The organism is Caballeronia sp. ATUFL_F1_KS4A (assembly GCF_023630905.1).
Taxonomy (GTDB): Bacteria; Pseudomonadota; Gammaproteobacteria; order Burkholderiales; family Burkholderiaceae; genus Caballeronia; species Caballeronia zhejiangensis.
Genome location: NZ_JALQEB010000031.1, coordinates 49542 through 68355 on the forward strand (window position 1 = coordinate 49542; position 18814 = coordinate 68355).

The 18814-nt window shown below is 63.9% G+C and carries 19 protein-coding genes; 5 read left to right on the plus strand and 14 right to left on the minus strand.

Annotation, left to right across the window (positions count from 1 at the left end; all coding sequences use genetic code 11):
• Positions 1 to 135 precede the first annotated feature (135 nt).
• The 9 genes from NCS03_RS31170 to phnG all read right to left on the minus strand — a co-directional run bounded on the left by NCS03_RS31170 (position 136) and on the right by phnG (position 9266).
• Complete coding sequence (locus tag NCS03_RS31170; RefSeq protein WP_350029363.1) at positions 136 to 1674, minus strand: methyl-accepting chemotaxis protein; 1539 nt, start codon at positions 1672 to 1674, stop codon at positions 136 to 138.
• A 226-nt stretch (positions 1675 to 1900) separates the two neighbouring features.
• Positions 1901 to 3265: an MFS transporter gene (locus NCS03_RS19550; RefSeq protein ID WP_250436130.1), complete on the minus strand. Its 1365-nt coding sequence runs from the start codon at positions 3263 to 3265 to the stop codon at positions 1901 to 1903.
• Positions 3266 to 3540: 275 nt separating this feature from the next.
• Positions 3541 to 4674 (minus strand): alpha-D-ribose 1-methylphosphonate 5-triphosphate diphosphatase, encoded by a 1134-nt coding sequence (locus NCS03_RS19555; protein ID WP_250529617.1) that lies wholly within the window; start codon positions 4672 to 4674, stop codon positions 3541 to 3543.
• A complete protein-coding gene (gene phnL, locus NCS03_RS19560) occupies positions 4668 to 5435 on the minus strand; it encodes a phosphonate C-P lyase system protein PhnL (RefSeq protein ID WP_250521814.1) in 768 nt (255 codons plus the stop codon). The genes NCS03_RS19555 and phnL overlap by 7 nt, the downstream gene beginning before the upstream one ends.
• A 10-nt stretch (positions 5436 to 5445) precedes the next feature.
• A complete protein-coding gene (gene phnK, locus NCS03_RS19565) occupies positions 5446 to 6216 on the minus strand; it encodes a phosphonate C-P lyase system protein PhnK (protein ID WP_250521815.1) in 771 nt (256 codons plus the stop codon).
• Positions 6213 to 7067 (minus strand): alpha-D-ribose 1-methylphosphonate 5-phosphate C-P-lyase PhnJ, encoded by an 855-nt coding sequence (locus NCS03_RS19570; RefSeq protein ID WP_250459715.1) that lies wholly within the window; start codon positions 7065 to 7067, stop codon positions 6213 to 6215. Before NCS03_RS19570 ends, phnK begins: the two co-directional genes overlap by 4 nt.
• The gene (locus NCS03_RS19575) at positions 7064 to 8164 is read right to left on the minus strand and encodes a carbon-phosphorus lyase complex subunit (RefSeq protein WP_250529618.1); all 1101 of its coding nucleotides are present in this window, start codon (positions 8162 to 8164) and stop codon (positions 7064 to 7066) included. The genes NCS03_RS19570 and NCS03_RS19575 overlap by 4 nt, the downstream gene beginning before the upstream one ends.
• Positions 8164 to 8787: a phosphonate C-P lyase system protein PhnH gene (gene phnH / locus NCS03_RS19580; RefSeq protein ID WP_175982855.1), complete on the minus strand. Its 624-nt coding sequence runs from the start codon at positions 8785 to 8787 to the stop codon at positions 8164 to 8166. The genes NCS03_RS19575 and phnH overlap by 1 nt, the downstream gene beginning before the upstream one ends.
• Complete coding sequence (gene phnG / locus NCS03_RS19585; RefSeq protein ID WP_034473491.1) at positions 8784 to 9266, minus strand: phosphonate C-P lyase system protein PhnG; 483 nt, start codon at positions 9264 to 9266, stop codon at positions 8784 to 8786. The genes phnH and phnG overlap by 4 nt, the downstream gene beginning before the upstream one ends.
• 163 nt (positions 9267 to 9429) lie before the next feature.
• Between phnG and phnF the strand changes: the two genes are divergently transcribed.
• Genes phnF through phnN form a run of 3 tightly spaced genes read left to right on the plus strand, consistent with a single transcriptional unit; the run spans position 9430 to position 11434 of the window.
• A complete protein-coding gene (gene phnF / locus NCS03_RS19590) occupies positions 9430 to 10188 on the plus strand; it encodes a phosphonate metabolism transcriptional regulator PhnF (protein WP_175982854.1) in 759 nt (252 codons plus the stop codon).
• A complete protein-coding gene (locus tag NCS03_RS19595; protein ID WP_250529619.1) occupies positions 10185 to 10877 on the plus strand; it encodes a DUF1045 domain-containing protein in 693 nt (230 codons plus the stop codon). Before phnF ends, NCS03_RS19595 begins: the two co-directional genes overlap by 4 nt.
• On the plus strand, positions 10874 to 11434 hold the full coding sequence (gene phnN / locus NCS03_RS19600; protein ID WP_008354378.1) for a phosphonate metabolism protein/1,5-bisphosphokinase (PRPP-forming) PhnN: 561 nt from the start codon (positions 10874 to 10876) through the stop codon (positions 11432 to 11434). The genes NCS03_RS19595 and phnN overlap by 4 nt, the downstream gene beginning before the upstream one ends.
• 52 nt (positions 11435 to 11486) lie before the next feature.
• On the opposite strand, the gene phnE is transcribed toward phnN, so the two are convergent.
• The 3 genes from phnE to phnC form a co-directional block, all read right to left on the minus strand.
• The gene (phnE, locus tag NCS03_RS19605; RefSeq protein WP_250529630.1) at positions 11487 to 12221 is read right to left on the minus strand and encodes a phosphonate ABC transporter, permease protein PhnE; all 735 of its coding nucleotides are present in this window, start codon (positions 12219 to 12221) and stop codon (positions 11487 to 11489) included.
• A gap of 84 nt (positions 12222 to 12305) precedes the next feature.
• Entirely contained in the window at positions 12306 to 13268 is a 963-nt protein-coding gene (gene phnD / locus NCS03_RS19610) for a phosphonate ABC transporter substrate-binding protein (RefSeq protein WP_250529620.1), read from the minus strand.
• Positions 13265 to 14101 (minus strand): phosphonate ABC transporter ATP-binding protein, encoded by an 837-nt coding sequence (phnC, locus tag NCS03_RS19615; protein ID WP_250529621.1) that lies wholly within the window; start codon positions 14099 to 14101, stop codon positions 13265 to 13267. Before phnC ends, phnD begins: the two co-directional genes overlap by 4 nt.
• A 228-nt stretch (positions 14102 to 14329) precedes the next feature.
• Between phnC and NCS03_RS19620 the strand changes: the two genes are divergently transcribed.
• Both NCS03_RS19620 and NCS03_RS19625 read left to right on the plus strand, forming a co-directional pair.
• Complete coding sequence (locus NCS03_RS19620; RefSeq protein ID WP_008354374.1) at positions 14330 to 15718, plus strand: dihydrolipoyl dehydrogenase; 1389 nt, start codon at positions 14330 to 14332, stop codon at positions 15716 to 15718.
• 277 nt (positions 15719 to 15995) lie between these two features.
• Positions 15996 to 16739 (plus strand): Pr6Pr family membrane protein, encoded by a 744-nt coding sequence (locus tag NCS03_RS19625; RefSeq protein WP_250440779.1) that lies wholly within the window; start codon positions 15996 to 15998, stop codon positions 16737 to 16739.
• On the opposite strand, the gene NCS03_RS19630 is transcribed toward NCS03_RS19625, so the two are convergent.
• Together NCS03_RS19630 and NCS03_RS19635 are read right to left on the minus strand one after the other, a co-directional pair.
• Positions 16736 to 17959: a YbfB/YjiJ family MFS transporter gene (locus NCS03_RS19630; protein ID WP_250529622.1), complete on the minus strand. Its 1224-nt coding sequence runs from the start codon at positions 17957 to 17959 to the stop codon at positions 16736 to 16738. The genes NCS03_RS19625 and NCS03_RS19630 overlap by 4 nt on opposite strands.
• Positions 17960 to 18028: 69 nt before the next feature.
• On the minus strand, positions 18029 to 18643 hold the full coding sequence (locus NCS03_RS19635; RefSeq protein WP_250529623.1) for a TetR/AcrR family transcriptional regulator: 615 nt from the start codon (positions 18641 to 18643) through the stop codon (positions 18029 to 18031).
• Positions 18644 to 18814: the final 171 nt, after the last annotated feature.

Consider the following 18814-nt stretch of genomic DNA (forward strand, 5'->3'; position numbering starts at 1 on the left):
GTTGCGAAATGCGATGCTCACGGCTTGTTCTGCCTGCTGGCCGCCGCGCTTCACGCGAGCGGCCGTTCGCACGTCAGGAGTCAGCACGCGACATGCCACGGTCTGACGATTCGCCAACGTCTTCGCGTCTTCGTGTCAGGTTTTGAAGACCGCGATGGCGCGCTTCAGCTCTTCGGCCTGCGTCGCGAGCGCGGCGGCGGCGGCCGTCGCCTGTTCGACGAGCGCGGCGTTCTGCTGCGTGACCGCGTCCATCTGCACGATCGCGACGCCGACCTGCTCGATGCCCTGCGTCTGCTGCGTCGACGCCGACGAGATCTCGTTCATGATGTCGGTCACGCGCGAAACGGACGTGAGAATCTGCTTCATCGTGTCGCCGGATTGCTGCGCGAGGTCTTGCCCCGCCGTGACGTTCGTCACCGATTCGTCGATGAGCGTCTTCACATCCTTCGCGGCCGCCGCGCAGCGCTGCGCGAGCGCCCGCACTTCCGATGCGACCACCGCGAAGCCGCGCCCGTGCTCGCCCGCACGCGCCGCTTCGACGGCCGCGTTCAACGCGAGGATGTTGGTCTGAAACGCGATGCCTTCGATCACGCCGATGATGTCGACGATCTTCTCCGAGCTGCCCGCGATCTTGTCCATCGTCGCGACGACGCCGAGCACGACGCCGCTGCCGCTTTCCACCGTCGACGATGCGCTCGCCGCGAGCTGGCACGCTTCGCCGGCGTTATCGGAGTTCAGACGCACGGTCGACGTGAGCTCTTCCATGCTCGACGCCGTTTGCGCGAGCGACGCGGCCTGCTCTTCCGTGCGCGACGAAAGATCGTGATGGCCGTCCGCGATTTCGCGCGACGCCGCCGTGATGCCGTCCGCGACGAGCTTGATCTGCGCGATCGTCTGCGTGAGGCGCGATTGCATCGTGTGCATCGAATGCATGAGGCTCGAATCGTCGCCGCGCTGCACTTGCACGGTCTGCGCGAGATCGCCGGCCGCGATGCGCTGGCAGACGACGGCCGCATCGCGCGGGTCGCCGCCGATGCTCTTCAGCACGCCGCGGATGATGAGCGTCATCGCGACCGTCAGCGCCGCGCCGATCACGCCGATCAGCAGGAGCGACTTGAGCACGATGGCATGGAAGGCGCGATCGATGTCGTCGATCCACGCGCCCGTGTAGACGTGCCAGTCCCATTCCTGCACGTAATCACCGTACGTGACCTTGGGCAGCGGTTCCTGCTCGCCCGGTTTCGGATACGAATACGTCGTGATATGCGAGCCGTCGAGACCGTGCTTGACGATCTCAGCGGTGAAGTGCTTGCCCGTGCTATCGACGAAATCGTTGATCTTGCCCTCGGAGTGCGGACGCGGCGGATCGAGCACCTGCCACATCTTCGAATCGATGATGCCGACATAGCCGCTCGTGCCGTAGCGGATCGCGCGCACGCTCGCGATCGCGCGTTTCTTCGCTTCGTCTTCGGGCAGCGCGCCGCTTTGCGCCTGCTTCACATAGAACCTGACGACGCTCGCCGCCGACTGAACCTGTTCGGCGAGCGCGCCTTCGCGGTTGTTCATCAGCGAATGTTTCGTGGAGATCGCGTTGAGCGCGCACAGAAGAATCAGACTGAGCCATACGAAGCCCACGATGCTCATGAGCTTGGTCTTGAAAGAAAGTTTTTTCACGATCTGGTTGTAATAGCCGATGGACGCGCCGGGGCAGGCGCTCGCTTTGCGGCTTCCGATCGCGGGCGATTTTACGTTTGCGTGAGCGGGTGCGACGCCGCGTCGTTATCGAAAGCTGCGTGCAATTTAACGGCAAGGCGCGTCGAATCTTGAGGCGCGGAACGCGGCGCACAAAGCAAAACGCCCCGCATGACCGAAGTCATGCGGGGCGTCGGTCCATGCTGCTTCAGTGCCCGACCGGCTCTGTCGATTTCAGGTCGCTCGCCATCGCCGTTTGCGGATGCGCGGCCTGCTTGATGAGCAGCGCGACCGCCGAAACGATGCCCGCCACCGCGATCGTCGCGAAGATGCCGCCGAACGTGAAATGCAGACGCGTCAGCTCGGCGACGAGGAACGATCCCGCGATGCCGCCGAAGCGCCCGATGCCGAGCATCCACGCGACGCCCGTTCCGCGCCCTTGCGTCGGATAGAACGCCGCGGCGAGCGCGGGCATCGACGATTGCGCGGTGTTCATCAGCACGCCCGCGACAAACACGACGAGCACGAGCATGCCGACATTGCCCGCCGCCTGGCCGATCAGATACACGCTCACGGCGGTCAGCGCGTAGCACGCCGCGATGATGCGGTTCGCGTTGAACTTGTCCATTAGCACGCCGCACAGCACCGCGCCGACGCCGCCGAGCGGGAACAATGCGGAAATGAGCGTCGCCTTTTGCGGCGGCAGGCCCGACTCCTTCAGCAGAATCGGCATCCAGTTGATCGACGCGTAGAAGATCACGAGGCCCATGAAATACGTGAGCCACAGCATGATCGAGCCGACGAGATACGAGCGCGACAGCACCACGCTGATGCCGCTCTGTCCCGTCGCGGCGGGCGCGGCCTCGGTCATGAAGAACGAGCCGGCGTTCATCGCGTCGGACGAAATGCGGGCGAGCGTCGCGCGAATCTTCTCGACGGGCTTCGACTTCGCCACCATGTAGCGCACCGATTCCGGCAACGTGACGATCAACAGCACCGACAGCACGAGCGGCGCGATGCCGCCGAGCATCAGCACGCTGCGCCAGCCGAACTGCGGAATCATCCACGCGGCGAGAAAGCCGCCGAACGCCGCGCCGAGCGGAAAGCCGCAGAACATCAGATTGATGAGCGTCGCGCGGCGGCTGTCCGGACAGAACTCGCTCATCATCGTGACGGCGTTCGGCATCGCGGCGCCCAGCCCCAGGCCGGTGATGAAGCGCAGCGTCGTCAATTGCGTGAGGTCGGCCGAGAACGCCGACGCGAGACACGCGACGCCGAAGATCAGCACCGACGAAAGCAACATCGCGCGGCGGCCGAGCTTGTCGGACAGCGGCCCGGACAACAGCGCGCCCGCGGCGAGGCCGAACAGCGCGGCGCTCAAGACGGGCGCGAGCGCCGGACGGCTGATATGCCATTCGGCGACGAGCGACGGCGCGATAAAGCCGATCGCGGCGGTATCGAAACCGTCCAGCAGCACGATCACGAAGCACATCACGAAGATGAGCCACTGAAACGGCGAGAACGGATGCTCGTTGATGAACGTCTGTACGTTCACGGCAGGACTTCTACTCACTTCATTCCCTTTTCGGTGATGGGCGCGCGCCTCGCAAGGCCGCGTCCCGGAACTGAAACCGCTTCCCGCCGCCGTTCTTGTTGTTGTCGTGCGAGCAGCGAACCCCGGTCAAACCGCATGGAAATCGGAGAAAAGTTCGTTAGACGAACACCGATTCACATAGCGAACTCGCGAGTGAGGGTACTGAAGAAGTTTGCGCTTCGTCAACGCGGGCTTTCCCGCGTATGACGAAGCGCTGACGTGTGGCTGTCAAAAGGCAGCGAATCTGCGGACAGTCAGGAGACGCGCCGCCCCGCGCGATACGTTTCGCGCGGCACCTGCAGGCCGTCCACCGAGGCGACGCGCACGAAGTCCGCGCGCAGGCCCGTGGCGATCGCGCCGCGGTCCGCGAGACCCGCCGCGTGCGCGGGCGCCCACGAAACGGTCGCGACGGCGCGCGGCAGCGACCAGCCCGCCTTGGCGACGAGATCGAACACCGCGATCAGCAGACTCGACGGCACGTAATCCGACGACAGAATATCGAGCAGCCCTTCGTGCGCCAGTTCGAGCGCCGACACGTTGCCCGAATGCGAGCCGCCGCGCACGACGTTCGGCGCGCCCATGATCGTCGCGATGCCGTGTTCGCGCGCGGCGCGCGCCGCTTCGAGCGTCGTCGGGAATTCGGCGAGCGCGATGCCGTCGCGCGCCGCTTCCTCGACATGCTCGACGAGCGTGTCGTCGTGGCTCGCAAGCGAGATGTTCAGGCTCTTGCAGCGCGCGACGAGTTCCGCGCGATGTTTCGCCGCGTAACGCGCCTGATGATCCGCGAGTTCGGCGAGGATTTTCTTCGCGTGCTCGTCGCTCCATTTGCCATGACGTTCCTGATACTTGCGCCACTTCTCGTGATCCTGCCACTGACGCTGGCCGGGCGTGTGATCCATCACGGATGCAAGCCGGAAAAGCGGATCGGACGAAAGCAGGTCGAACACTTCGACGACATCCGTCGTGCCGACTTCGCATCGCAGATGCAGGAAGTGATCGGCGCGCAAGAGATCGCGCGCGACGAACTTGCCGATCGACTTCGCGCATTGCACCTGAAGCTCGCGGCCGCGCACGCCGTCTTCGGGACGCGAACCGACGCCGAGCGCATCGAACACGGTCGTGATGCCCGCCGACGCCACTTGCGCGTCATGCACGATGATCGCCGCTTCGTGATTCCACAGCACGCCGGGGCGCGGCGCGAGATGCTTCTCGATGTTGTCCGTATGCAGCTCGACGAAGCCGGGCAACAGATAATCCCCGTCCCAGTCGTGCGCCTCGCGCGCCGCCGTATTGCCCGGCGCAATGTCGGCGATGCATCCGTCCTCGACGCGCAAGGTGCCCACGAAATCCTCGTCGCGCGTCACGATGCGCGCATTTGTTATCAGCATGTCTGCAACACTCCGGAATCGGTTTGATGAGCGATGGCCGCGCTCGATGCGAGCCGCACGATGCGGGTCGCGACGCGCTCGCGCGTGTCTTCGTCGTGAAAGATGCCGACGATCGCCGCGCCCTGCTCGCGCGCCTCGACGATCAGACTGGCGACCACGTCGCGGTTTTCGGCATCGAGCGACGCAGTGGGTTCATCGAGCAACAACAGCGGATGCGCCGCGATCAGTCCGCGCGCGATGTTCACGCGCTGCTGCTCGCCGCCCGAGAACGTCGCGGGCGCGAGCGTCCACAAACGGCGCGGCACGTTGAGGCGTTCGAGCAACGCGCTCGCACGCTTACGTGCTTCGTCTTCATCGACGCCGCGCGACACGAGCGGCTCCGCGACGAGATCGAGCGACGACACACGCGGAATCGCGCGCAGGAACTGGCTCACGTAACCCATCGTCGTGTTGCGCAGCCGGATGATCTCGTGCGGCGCGGCGTCGGTCAGCATCGTATGACGCGAGGGCTTGCTGTCGTCGCGAATCGCGATCGTGCCGCGCGTCGCGAGATAGTTGCCGTACATGCAGCGCAGGAACGTGCTCTTGCCCGCGCCCGACGCGCCCGCGAGCACGACGCATTCGCCGCGTTCCACATCGAGCGATACGCCCGACAGCGCGGCGATACGCGCGCCGCCCTGCTGATGCAGTGTGAAAGTCTTTTCGATGCCGATTGCGCGCAGCATCAGCTTGTCGTTGGTGATGAAGGAATCGTGTGTCATCGGTCGAACCTCAAACAGGCAGCACGGACGCGACGAGCGTCTGCGTATAAGGATGTTGCGGATCGTCGAGCACCTGATCCGTCAGCCCGCTTTCGACGACGCGCCCGTCCTTCATCACCATCAGCCGATGCGCGAGCAGACGCGCAACGCCGATATCGTGCGTGACGATCACGGCCGCGAGATGCAGCTTGCTCGTGAGCGTGCGCAGCAAGTCGAGCAGACGCGCCTGCACCGATACGTCGAGGCCGGCGGTGGGTTCGTCCATGAACACGAGGCGCGGTCCCGTCACCAGATTACGCGCGATCTGCAGACGTTGTTGCATGCCGCCCGAAAATGCCGAAGGCAATTCGTCGATGCGCGCGGCATCGAGTTCGACGCGGCTCATCCAGTCGGCGGCCGTCTCGCGCAGACGGCCATAGTGACGCGCGCCGATCGCCATCAGCGGCTCGCCGATGTTCGCGCCCGCCGATACGTTGCGACGCAATCCGTCGCGCGCGTTCTGATGCACGAAGCCCCATTCGGTGCGCGACAAAAGACGCTTGCGCGGCTCCGCGAGCGTCAGCAGATCGAGCGCTTCGCCTTCGCGCGTCGTGTAGGTGAGCGCACCGCCGTCGAGGTCGCTGCGCAACGCGAGCGCATTCAGCAACGTCGATTTGCCCGATCCCGATTCGCCGACGATGCACAGCACTTCGCCCGGATGAACATCGAGATCGACATCGACGCACCCGCCGCGTCCTTCATAACGCTTCGTGAGGCGCGTCGCTTTCAGGAGTGCGTTCATCGCGTCACCTCTTCGTCGTCGCGACGGCTATGGCAGTAATCGCTGTCGGAGCAGACGAACATGCGCGTGCCCTGATCGTCGACGATCATCTCGTCGAGAAAGCTATCGTGCGAGCCGCACAGCGCGCACGCGTGCTCCCACTTCTGCACGCTGAAGGGATGATCCTCGAAATCGAGGCTCTTCACTTTCGTATATGGCGGAATGGCATAGATGCGCCGCTCGCGGCCCGCGCCGAAAAGCTGCAATGCGGGATTCATGTGCATCTTCGGATTGTCGAACTTCGGGATCGGCGAAGGCGACGTCAGATAGCGGCCGTTCACGAGCACCGGGTAATCGTAGGTCGTCGCGATGCTGCCGTGCTGCACGATATCCTCATAGTATTTGACGTTGATGAGGCCATAGTCCGCGAGCGCGTGCAGCTTCTTGCACTCGGTCACGCGCGGTTCGAGGCGGAACAGCGGCTCGGGCATCGGCACCTGATACACGATGATCTGCTTGTCCGTGAGCGGCGTCTCGGGAATGCGGTGACGCGTCTGCACGATGCTCGCATCGGCGGTGCGCGTGGTGGTCGCGACGCCCGCGGTGCGCGCGAAGAAGCGGCGAATGTTCACCGCGTTCGTCGTTTCGTCGGAGCCTTGATCGATGACCTTCAGCGTATCGCTTGCACCGATGATCGCGGACGTGACCTGCAGGCCGCCCGTGCCCCATCCATACGGCAGCGGCATTTCGCGCGATGCGAACGGCACCTGATAACCCGGCACCGCGACCGCCTTGAGCAACGCGCGGCGAATCATGCGCTTGGTCTGCTCGTCGAGGTACGCGAAGTTATAGCCTTCGGTGAGTGCGTTCATGCCGCATTCTCCTTGTTGTCGTCCGAACCGTGCGCGGCGCGCAAACGGCGCAGCAGTTCCAGCTCGGATTGAAAATCGACGTAGTGCGGCAACTTCAGATGCTGCACGAAACCGGATGCTTCCACGTTATCGCTGTGATACAGCACGAACTCGGGATCCTGCGTCGGTGAACCGACGGCTTCGCCGAGTTCTTCGGCACGCAACGCGCGATCCACGAGCGCCATCGCCATCGCCTTGCGCTCAGAGTGGCCAAACGCGAGACCATAGCCTTGCGTGAACGTCGGCGGCACATCGCCGCTGCCCGCGAACTGATTGATCATCTGACATTCGGTGATGTCGATATCGCCGATCTCGACCGCAAAGCCCAGTTCATCGACCATCATTTCCACCGCGACTTCGCCATGACGGATCTCGCCCGCAAACGGATGGCTGTGCGCGTAGCCGCGCTGCGTCGCATAGCCGACCGCGAGCAGAAAGCCTTCGTCGCCGCGTGCGAGGTTTTGCAGGCGCGTCGAGCGATCGGCGGGAAACGACAGCGGTTCGCGCGAAAGATCGCCCGGCTCGGGCGCGTTCTCGTGCGCGCGTTCCTGCTCGATCAGGCCTTCCTTGTCCAGCATCGACAACACGCGCGGCATCGCGCTCGCGTCCGTCTCTTTCGCCGAGATAGTTGCATTCGCAACTTGTTGGCCTTCGGCGAGCAAAGTGAAATCGAGCAGGCGTTGCGTGTAGTCGTACGTGCCGCCCAGCATCTGTCCGCCGGGAATGTCCTTGAAGGCCGCCGAGATGCGGCGCTCGACACACATCGCTTCAGTATCGATCGGCAGCGTGTAGCCGAAACGCGGCAATGTCGTGCGATACGCACGCAGCAAAAAGATCGCTTCGACGAGATCGCCGGCTGCCTGCTTGATCGCGAGCGCGGCCAGGTCTTCATCGTAGACGGAGCCTTCCGTCATCACGCGCGCGACGGCAAGACGCATCTGCTCGCGAATCTGCGCGACGGACAACTCGGGGACGGAAACATCGCCGCGACGCTTCTTCGCGAGCACGTCCCACGAACGTTCGATGGCGCGTTCGCCACCTTTGACCGCGACGTACATCAGTTCACCTCCACTTGCGTCGTGCGCGGCAGGCCGACGAGCGCGCCGCCCGCGACGAAGTAGCAATCGATGCCGCAAGGAAAGAGCGCCGTGAGCGCCGCGCGCTGACGCCAGAACTCGCGTGACAGGCCCGCAATGGCGACGCTGCGCGATTGCGCGATGCCTGGACCGCTCCACACGAGCGGCTCACCTTCGGTCAGCGACGGCACATGGATAAAGAGCGTCGCGGCATGCTCGGGAGATTCGGGTTCGCCGTGCGAGAAAGCATCGAGCGAAGGCATGTCGCGCGCATCGTCGATATAGACGAATGCGGCCTCGCGGCGATCGCGCGTCAAGCGCGCGCTCGCGTGAAAGCGCAGCGCATCGCCAAGCACGTTGTCTTCGCGCTCGATGAAAACCGGCGTCGAATAATCCGTCAGCGCGAGCAGCGACGCGAACGCCGCGAGCGGCACGCGCCCGGCGAGGCCATCGCGCATCGCATGGTTGTCCGGCAGCGCGGCATCGATCGCAACGATGCTGCCGGGCCGCGACAGCGCATCGAGCAATGCGCGGAACACGCGTTGCGCGTCGTGCACCGTGTCGTTGAAGCCGGGCACGAGCGTGGTCATGTCGATTCGCATCATTCGCCTCTCACCATCGTGAAGAATTCGACCTTCGTCGCGGCCGCTTCGGCTTCTTTGCGGCGTCGTTCATCTGCGATGCGCGCAGCCAGCGGCTCGATGAGTTGCGTCTGCAACTTGTCGGCGAAGCGCGGCATCTGCAGGAGGGCGTCCGCGAGCGCGGCGAGCGTCGCGCGTTCCTTGTCGCGCCCCATGTGCACGGCGACACCGACCGGCGCGCTGCCGTCATCGGCGATGAGACGAAGCGTGGCGCGCGTGACGGTCGTTTCGCCGAGGTTAAACGCATCGCCCGTGCCGCCGATGCGCCCGCGCACCATCGCAAGCCCGATATCCGGCGCGCGCAGCCACTCGTAGTCGGGCACCCGCGCGCCTTCGAGCGCCGCTTCGAGCGCATGTTGCAGCGCCTCGCGCGGCGTGCGGGCAAGCACCGCCATCCATTCGCGGCGGCCTCGCGTTGCGCGCGGCTCCATTGAAGTACTCATCGCATTCCCTTTGTCTGGAAGGATCGGATCATCGTCATGCTACTCGTTGTCTAGTCTAGTCGTCTAGACGTTTGGTCGTGTAGTAAGGCTTTCACATTTCCATCACGAGTTGCGCACTACAATCCGGGAGAACGACATTCAAACCGACAGGAATGACAGCGCAATGACATCCAACGAAAATGCGGCGCCTGGCGTTGCCGTGGAGCGCGGCGCGGGGGTCGCGGTCTGGCGGCAGATCGAGCAGATACTCGCCGCCGAGATTGCCGCGAAGAGCTTCGGCGACGAAGGACGCCTGCCGAGCGAGGCGGAACTCGCCAAGCGTTTCGACGTGAACCGTCATACGGTTCGCCGCGCGATGCTGCGGCTTGCCGCAACGGGTCTCGTGAGCGTCGAGCAGGGGCGCGGCACGTTCGTGCAGCCGGGCGCGATCGATTATCAGATCGGCCGGCGCACGCGCTTCACCGAGAATCTGCGCCGCCAGAAGCACACGTCGGCTGGCGTCGTGCTGAGTTCGGAGCGCGTGAAGGCCGATCCGACCGTATCGAAGGCGCTCGGCGTGCGCGCCGGCACGCTCGTCTATCAGATCGAAACGCGCCACGACTCCGACGGCATTCCGATGACGTATGCGCGCAACTGGTACCCAGCCGCGCGCTTCAACGATCTGCCCGCGGTCATCGAAGCGGCGGGCGGCATCAGTGCCGCGCTGGAGACGTTCGGCGTAAAGGATTACATGCGCAAATGGAGCCGCATCGGCAGCGTGCTGCCTTCGTCGGACGTGGCGCGGCGCTTGCAGATCAATCGTCAGCAGCCGGTGCTGTGGGTCGAAAACGTCGATGTCGACGAGGACGGCGTGCCGATCAAATACGGCATCACGCATTTCGCGGCGGATCGCGTGCAATTGATGGTCGAGCACGATCGATGAGCGCCGCCGTTCATCCGCGCGTGGCGCTCTACTACGCGCCGCCTGCCGCTTCCGCATGGTGGCGCGAAGGTTGCGAATGGCTCGGCCGCGATCCCGAGAGCGGCCGCGAAACCGCGACGCCCGCGCATGCCGTGACGCACGCCCCGCGCCGTTACGGCTGGCACGCGACGCTCGTCGCGCCGTTTCATATGGCGCCGGGTGTCGAGCTCGCGGACGTGCTGGCATGTGCGCGTGCGTGGGCCAGTTCGACGCCGCGCTTCGAGATGCCGGTATGCCCCACGGAAATGGGCCGTTTCGTCGCGCTACGGCCCGCCGCGCCCGCCGACGACGCAACCCTTCGAGCATTGGCCGCGAGCGCACTGAAGGCGCTCTCCGCGTTGCGTACGATGCCATCGCGGGAAAGCATCGAGCGGCGCATCGTCGATGGCATGAGCGCACGGCAGATCGAATTGCTGCGCGAATGGGGTTATCCGTATGTCCTCGACGAATATCGCTTCCATATGACCCTTTCCGATTCCCTCGACGATGCGAACGCGCGCGCGTCGATCATGTCGGAATGGAAGGCGCGCATCGATACGCTCGGCCCGCTGCCGGTGCACGGCGCGGCGCTTTTCATCGAGCCGCAGCCGGGCGCGCCGTTCACGCTATGGCAGCGCCTGCCGTTCAACAACGCACGGGAAGTGGCATGACCGAAGTGGATAGCACGAAACTGATCTACGTGATGGGACCGTCAGGCGCGGGCAAGGACTCGCTGCTCGGCTTCGCGCGCGAACGCATCGGCGCACAGGTGCTGTTCGCGCATCGCTACATCACGCGCGCGGTCGCGGACGGCGAGAACCATATCGCCCTTTCGCATGACGAATTCGCTTCGAGACTGTCATACGGCCTCTTCGCGATGCATTGGGAAAGCCTCGGGCTGCGGTATGGCATCGGCATCGAGCTGGATGCGTGGCTCGCGCGCGGCAGGCCAGTCGTCGTGAACGGCTCGCGCCAGCATGCGGAACTCGCGCTCGAACGTTATCCGCATGCGCGCTTCGTGCATATCGATGCAGCGCCGTCCGTGCTTGCCGCGCGCCTCGCGCGTCGTGGACGCGAAGACGCCCGGCAGATCGAAGCGCGTCTCGCGCGCCGTCCGGCCTTCGAACTGCCGTCGCACGCGCACGTCGTGAAGATCGACAACTCGGGCATGCTCGCAGACGCCGGCATGCAATTGCTCGCGCTGCTCGCGCGTACGAACCACGCCTGAAAACGACGCGAGCGCCTGATAAGGCGCTCGGCATCGATAGTTGCAAGCGCAATCAAATCACGCGTTCGCGCACCCACCCCGAAGCGAGATCGATCATCGACACGATCGCGATGACGATCAGCATCACCGCCGACGTCTGCGCATAGTTGAACGAGCGGATCGCTTCATACAGCACGACGCCGATACCGCCCGCGCCGACCATGCCGACGACCATCGCGGAGCGCACGTTCGACTCGAAGCGATACAGCGCGAACGAAATCCACAGCGGCAACACTTGCGGCAGCACGCCGTAGACGATTTCATCGAGACTGCTCGCGCCGGTCGCGCGCACGCCTTCGGCGGGCCGCGCATCGACGGCTTCGACCGCTTCGGCGAAGAGCTTCGCGAGCACGCCTGTTGTATGAACCCACAACGCGAGCACGCCGGCGAAAGGCCCGAGTCCGACCGCGACGATGAACAACATCGCGAAGACCATTTCGTTGATCGCGCGGCACGCGTCCATCAGGCGGCGCACGGGTTGCGAGATCCATACGGACGCGATGTTCTGCGCCGATAGCAGCCCGCATGGCACGGCGCAGACGAGCGCGAGCGCCGTGCCCCACACGGCGACCGCGAGCGTCACGATCATTTCATGCACGTACGTGCGCCATTCCGTGAAGTCGGGCGGAAAGAAGTCGCGCGCGAACTGGCTCATGTTGCCCGATGCGCCGAGCAGATCGAGCGGGCGCATGTCCGCGCTCTGCCATGACAGACCCAGCACGGCGATCAGAACGATCCAGCCGAACATCGATGTCCAGCTGCGCTTCGGTGCACTCGTCCGCACGGGCCGCACGATGCCGGCCTCGAACGTCGTTACGTCGAGCGGCTTCATTTACTTCGCCGCCGTCGTGTCGAGCGCGGCGATCTTCTGATCGAGCGCGGCAATCTGCGCCTTCTTGTCGGCGTCGTCGAGATGCGCGTCGTTCTGCACCTGCTGCTTCTTCTGGAAGAGCGCCATCTGACGAATCGGCACGAGTTGCGCGTTCGACGAATCGGCGAAGCCCGAATAGCCCGAGATCGCAGTCATCACCGCTTGTTCGCGCGGGTCCTTTTCCGCGTAATGATCGAAGAAGTTGCGCAGCTTGTCCTTCGTCGCTTGCGGCAAATCGCGACGCCATACGAGCGGGTCCGATGGAATGAGCGGCGACTTCCACAACACGCGCACCTTCGGATACAGCTCGGGATGTTGCGTCTTGATGGTGTCGAGCATGTCGGTGTTGTTGGTCGCGACATCGACCTTGTCGTTGACGACCGCGAGCATGTTCGCCTCATGGCTCGACGGCAGCACGCTCTTGAACGACGACTTCGCGTTGATGCCGTTCTTCGCGAAGAGGTAATACGACGGCACGAGCGTGCCCGACGTCGAGTTCGGATCGCCGAAACCGAGATTGATTTCCTTCGTGTTCTTCAGCACCTGATCGAGCGATTTCCACTTGCTGTTCGCGTTCGTGATGAGCAGCGAGTAATAGCCCGCTTCGCCGTTCTTGTACTTCACCTTCGCGAAGACTTCGCCGTTCGAGCGATCGACCGCTTCGATCGCCGATGCATTGCCGAAGAAGCCGATCTGCACCTTGTTGAAGCGCATCGCTTCGATGATGCCCGCGTAGTCGGTCGCGAAGTAGGCCTTCACGTCGAGACCCGTCTGCTTGTTCAGATCGTCGATGAGCGGTTGCCAGCGTTGCTTGAGCGCGGCCGACGAATCCGTCGAGATGATGCCGAAGTTGATCGTCTCGGCAAGAACGGATTGCGTCAGCAGGCAAGACGCGAGCGCGGCGCCGGCCAGAAATTTTTTCATGATGCGATCCAGGAGTTGACGTTGAGTTGAGGTTCCGCGGCGTGCGTCCGCGCTACGTGATGCGCAAGCAGTTCGCTGGCGGACGATCCGTAGAGCTTGTGCAGCACCTCGGGCGTGAGACGCTCGCTCGCGCCATCGAAGACGACGCGGCCATCGCGCAACGCGATCGTGCGTGGGCAGTACTTCATCGCGACATCGATCTGATGCAGCGACACGACGACCGTCAGCTTGCGCTCGCGATTGAGCGTCTGCATGAGTTCCATGACGCGTCGCGCCGATTCGGGATCGAGCGATGCGATCGGTTCATCCGCGAGCACGATGCGCGCACGCTGCACGAGCGCGCGTGCCAGTGCCGCGCGCTGCTGCTGACCGCCCGACAGATTGCTCGCGCGTTCGAACGCGTGTTCGCCGATGCCCATCGCAATGAGCGAATCCATCGCGAGCGAGCGTTCGTCGCGCGGAAAGCGCCCGGACATGCGACGCCACAACGGCACGCGCGACAACGCGCCGATCAGCACGTTCGTCAGCACTGAAAGACGTCCGACGAGATTGAACTGCTGAAACACGAAGGCGACGTCGCGGCGTATCGAGCGCACTTCACGCACGATCCTGCCGTTCTGCTGGATCGGGCGGCCGAGCAACGTGACGTGCGACGGCGCGGGGTCGGATGCCGTGAAGCCTGCGATGTGCCGCAGAAGCGTCGACTTGCCCGATCCGGAAGCGCCGATGAGCGCGACCATCTCGCCCTCTTCCACGCGCAGATCGACGGAGTCGAGCGCCTTGCGGCCATTCCGGAACGTCTTGGTGAGACGCTCGATGCGAATTGCGTCCATAGCTTCCCTCGATGGGCGCGCTCACATGGCGCGCTGAAAAGTTCGGGAGATTCTAGGAAGCGAACATGACGAGATAGTGACGCGCATGAGACGTCTAGATGAATACATCACTTCGATGCGTCGCGAGTTGAGACGATCGAGCAGAAAAGCGATACGAACGAGCATTCACGATTTGCGCGCCGCGCTTCATGATGATCCGCAACTGCATCAATCACTCGGGACTTCATCATGAACACGATCCATACGGATGTCGCCATCATCGGCGCGGGCAGCGCGGGACTTTCGGCGTATCGCGCGGCGAAGGCTGCGGGCGCTTCGGCGATTCTCATCGAAGGCGGCGCGCACGGCACGACGTGTGCGCGCGTCGGCTGTATGCCGTCGAAGCTTCTCATCGCAGCGGCCGATGCCGCGCATCACGCGGCGCACGCGGCGGCGTTCGGCGTGCATATCGATGGCGCGCTGCGCATCGACGGGCGCGAAGTGATGGCGCGCGTGAAGCGCGAGCGCGATCGTTTCGTCAGCTTCGTCGTCGCGGGCGTCGATGCGATGCCCGATGCGGACAAGCTCACCGGCTACGCGCGCTTCATCGACGATAACCTGCTGCAAGTGGGCGATGATACGAAGGTACAGGCGAAGAGCATCGTCATCGCGACGGGGTCGAGTCCCGTTATGCCGTCGATGTATCGCGCGCTCGGCGATCGCGCCATCATCAACGACGATGTGTTCGCGTGGGACGATTTGCCGAAGCGCGTTGCGGTGATCGGCGCGGGCGTCATCGGCCTCGAACTCGGTCAGGCGCTGGCGCGGCTCGGCGTGCGTGTGTCGCTGCTGGGCGCGCGCGGGCGCGTCGGGCCTTTCACCGATCCCGATGTGCGTGCGTATGCCGGGCGTGTGTTCAGCGAAGCGTTTCGTTTCGAGCCGTTTGCGCAAGTGCAGGCCGCCGTGCGCGAAGGAGATGAAGTGCGTTTGCGCTATGTGTCAGATGCGGGCGAGTCGATCGAGGAAACCTTTGATTACGTGCTCGTCGCTGCCGGGCGCAAGCCGAATGTCGGCGGGCTGGCTTTGAGCAATACATCGCTTGCACTCGATGACGTTGGCTTGCCGGTCTACGATCCGCTCACGCTGCAGGCGGGCGCTCATCCGGTGTTCATCGCCGGCGATGCGAACGGCGTGCTGCCCTTGCTTCACGAAGCCGCCGACGAAGGACGCGCGGCGGGCACGAATGCGGCGCGTTATCCGCATGTCGAAGCGGTCGAGCGTCGCGCGCCGATTGCAATTGCGTTCACCGATCCGGGCATTGCGATGGTCGGCTCGCGTCATGTCGACCTTAAGCCCGAGTCGTTCGTGACGGGCGAAGTGAGTTTCGAGGATCAAGGCCGCAGCCGCGTGATGCTCAGAAATCGCGGGTTGATGCATGTGTATGTCGATCGCGCGAGCCGCCGCTTCGTCGGGGCGGAATGGATTGGGCCGGATGCGGAACACATCGCGCATTTGCTGGCGTGGGCGTTGCAGATGAAGCTCACGGTCGATGAGATGCTGCGGATGCCGTTTTATCACCCGGTGGTCGAGGAAGGGTTGAGGACGGCGTTGAGGGATGCGGTTGTCAGGCTCGGGTGAGCGGGTCGACGCGAGGCACTCCGTGCGTATCGATTGCGCCCCGCCGCACTTCCAAGCGAGACGAACGTTGTTGTGCGCATCCGGGAAATCCCCGCCACATCATGTCTGGATTTCCTCGAGGGCGAAGCACGGATACTTATAAGTCGAGTTTGCCGTGCACCAGATCGGACGTGTCTCGAACGGGCGCCAGGCTGGATCTTTGGCCTTCCACGCTTCATGCGGTGACGGCTGACGCGATCGTCGGTGCAGTCGCCTGGCGCGCACGTAAAATGGCGTCATGTCGAACACGTCCCGCCAACCTCCCCGGCAAGAACCCGAGTTGCCGCTTCACACGCCCAGCACCGCATCGCTCGCGCTGGCCGCCGCCATCGCGATGATCGCGTGGCTCGCGTTCGCGGCGCAGACGGACATCACCATCGCGCGTCTCGTCAATCGCGGCTTCACCGTCTTCGACGGCCTCGCGCGCATGAGCAGCTACCTGACGAACCTGACCGTATCGCTGACCGCGTTCTGCTTCACCTGCGTTGCAACACGCGCGCGATTCCCCCTGGCGCGCTTCTTCCGCAAACCGACCGTCGTCACGGCGGTCGTCGTATATATCGTGTTCGTCGGCATCGCTTATAACGCGTTGCTGCGCTATCTATGGACACCATCGGGCTATCGCGCGCTCGTCAACGAATCGCTGCATACCATCGTGCCCGCGCTCGCGGCCTTGTACTGGTATCTCTTCGTGCCGCGCTTTCACCTTTCATTGAAACGATGCGCGCTCTGGCTCGTCTATCCGCTGTCTTATCTTTGCATCACGCTGTGGCGCGGACGTCTCTCCGACTTTTATCCCTATCCGTTCATCAACGTCGCCGAGCTCGGCTATGAACGTGTCTTCATCAATGCCGCAATGCTGGTCGGTGCCTTCCTCGCGCTGATGAGCGTGTTTCTCGTCATCAATCATCGACGCGAGGACTTGAGCGTCGCAGACCCGGAAGTCGAAGCGGACGATTCGACTTCCGGCCACATCGATTAGCTCGCGGCGCGCTTGCGGTTCACGACGATATCCGCAATGAACGCAACGGCCAGCGCACACGTGCCGCACGCAAAAATCAGCGCGTAATCGTTATGCGTATGCGAGAACAGAAACGAGTAGCCATATCCGGCAAGCGCCTGACACAACGCGAACGCCGACGTCGCCCTGCTCCATGCCGCACGCTGCTCGGTATGATCGTGCGGCAGCAGTTCATGCACGCGCCCGAGCGCGAGGGGCACGATGCCGGTCGTCGAGATGCCGAGCGCCACCGTCGCGACACCGATCACATACGGATTCGCCGATAAAGCCAGCAACGCCACCGCGCACGCCTGCACCAGCAGCGCAAAACGGTAAGCCATGCCGAAGCCGATGCGATCGCCCGCATTGCCGCAGACGAGCGGCCCGAAGATGGCCGCGACGCCATACAGCACCCAATAGCTCGCGCCCACTTCGGCGCCTCGGCCATAGCCGCGCGCGATGCAATCGACGAGCAGGATCATCACGGGCACGAGGCCGAGCGCGTTCGCCGCATATTGCCCATACAGCAGGCGCAAACGCGTATTGCCGTGCGTGTTCGAATGCGTTGCCGCATCTTGCTTTGCGACGGCAGGAGGATTCGACGCGGGCCATCCGAACCACGCAATCGCCGTCAATATCAGCGAAAACACGCCGAGCCCCATCCACGTATCGTGCAATCCGTGATGAAGGAGCTTCGGAATCAGCGTGCCCGATGCAGCGATGCCGAAGCCCAGTCCGACGAAGATCATCCCGCTCGCGAAGCCGCGACGCGCGGGCGGAACATGCGGCAGGATCGTCGTCGCGACGAGCACCATGATCGCGCCGCCCGACAAGCCCGAAAGGAACCGCCACGCGAAGAACCAGGCAATCGACAGCGGAAACGCGCAGGCGAAGAAGGCCACCGTCGCGATCGCCATGAGCAGCCGCAGCGCGTGACGATTCGTGAGCGCATGGGCGATCGCGCGGCCGAAGAGCGCGCCCGCGAAATAGCCCGCGAAGTTGGCGGCGCCGAGCGTCACCGCTTGGGAAGACGTGAACCAGTGCGCCTCGATCAGCGGCGGAATCAGCGGCGTGTAGGCGAAGCGCGCAAGGCCGATGGCGACGAGACTCGCGCAAAAGCCCGCGAGCATCGCGAAGAAAGTGCGGGCATCGAGCGCAGTGGGCTGATCGGCGCTGACGGCCGATACCGTTTGTTCCGACATGATGACGACTCCCCCGGCCGCAGCGCTTGCACGCGGACGGACAACGTGACGTGAATGGATACGAAGGCCTTAACGCTTGCCGACGCTGAGCCCGAGCGGCGGCAGCCTCAGCATCGCCAGCGTCGGCGCGACGGCGCCGATCAACAACGCGGGCTTCGGATCGACGCGCGCGAGCACGCGCACGCCGAGCAGCACCGCGAGCAGATTCGTGGCGGCGGCATCGGCCGGCATCACGCGCTCGATATCGCCGCTCTTGAATCCGGCCTTCAGGCAGCGCTCGAAGAACGCGCGCATCAGCGACATCTCCTCCGCGATGAGCTCGCGAAACGCTTCGTCTTCCGGCGATGCGCCGAGCGCCGCATTGACGAGCATGCAGCCGCGCCGATGCTCGTCCGACACCGAACGCTCGACGACCTCGCGAAAGAACGCGCTGATCGCGCGATCGGGCGTCATCGTGGATTGGAGCCTGTTGATGCGCTCGCGCAAGGTGTGTTCGAGATAGTGATCGAGCGCGCGCAGAAAGAGCGCGCGCTTGTCGCCGAAAGCGTTATAGAGGCTCGGCTGTGTAAGGCCCGTGTACTGCACGAGGTCGCGTGTGGACGTGCCGTCGTAGCCGTGCGTCCAGAACGCTTCGGCAACGGCATGCAGCACGCTGTCCTCGTCGAAATTGCGCGGTCGCGCCATGATCCCGCTCCGTCGAATTGAAGGACGGACGTTTTATATCGTCCGATACAAAACGTATTGTATCGATGGATATAAAACCGTGCAGCATCCCCATTCGGCGACGCGGGTCTTGCGTTCGGGGAAATAAGCTGAGGAAAGCGACGCGCTTCGGAGACGCGGTTGCATCTCCGA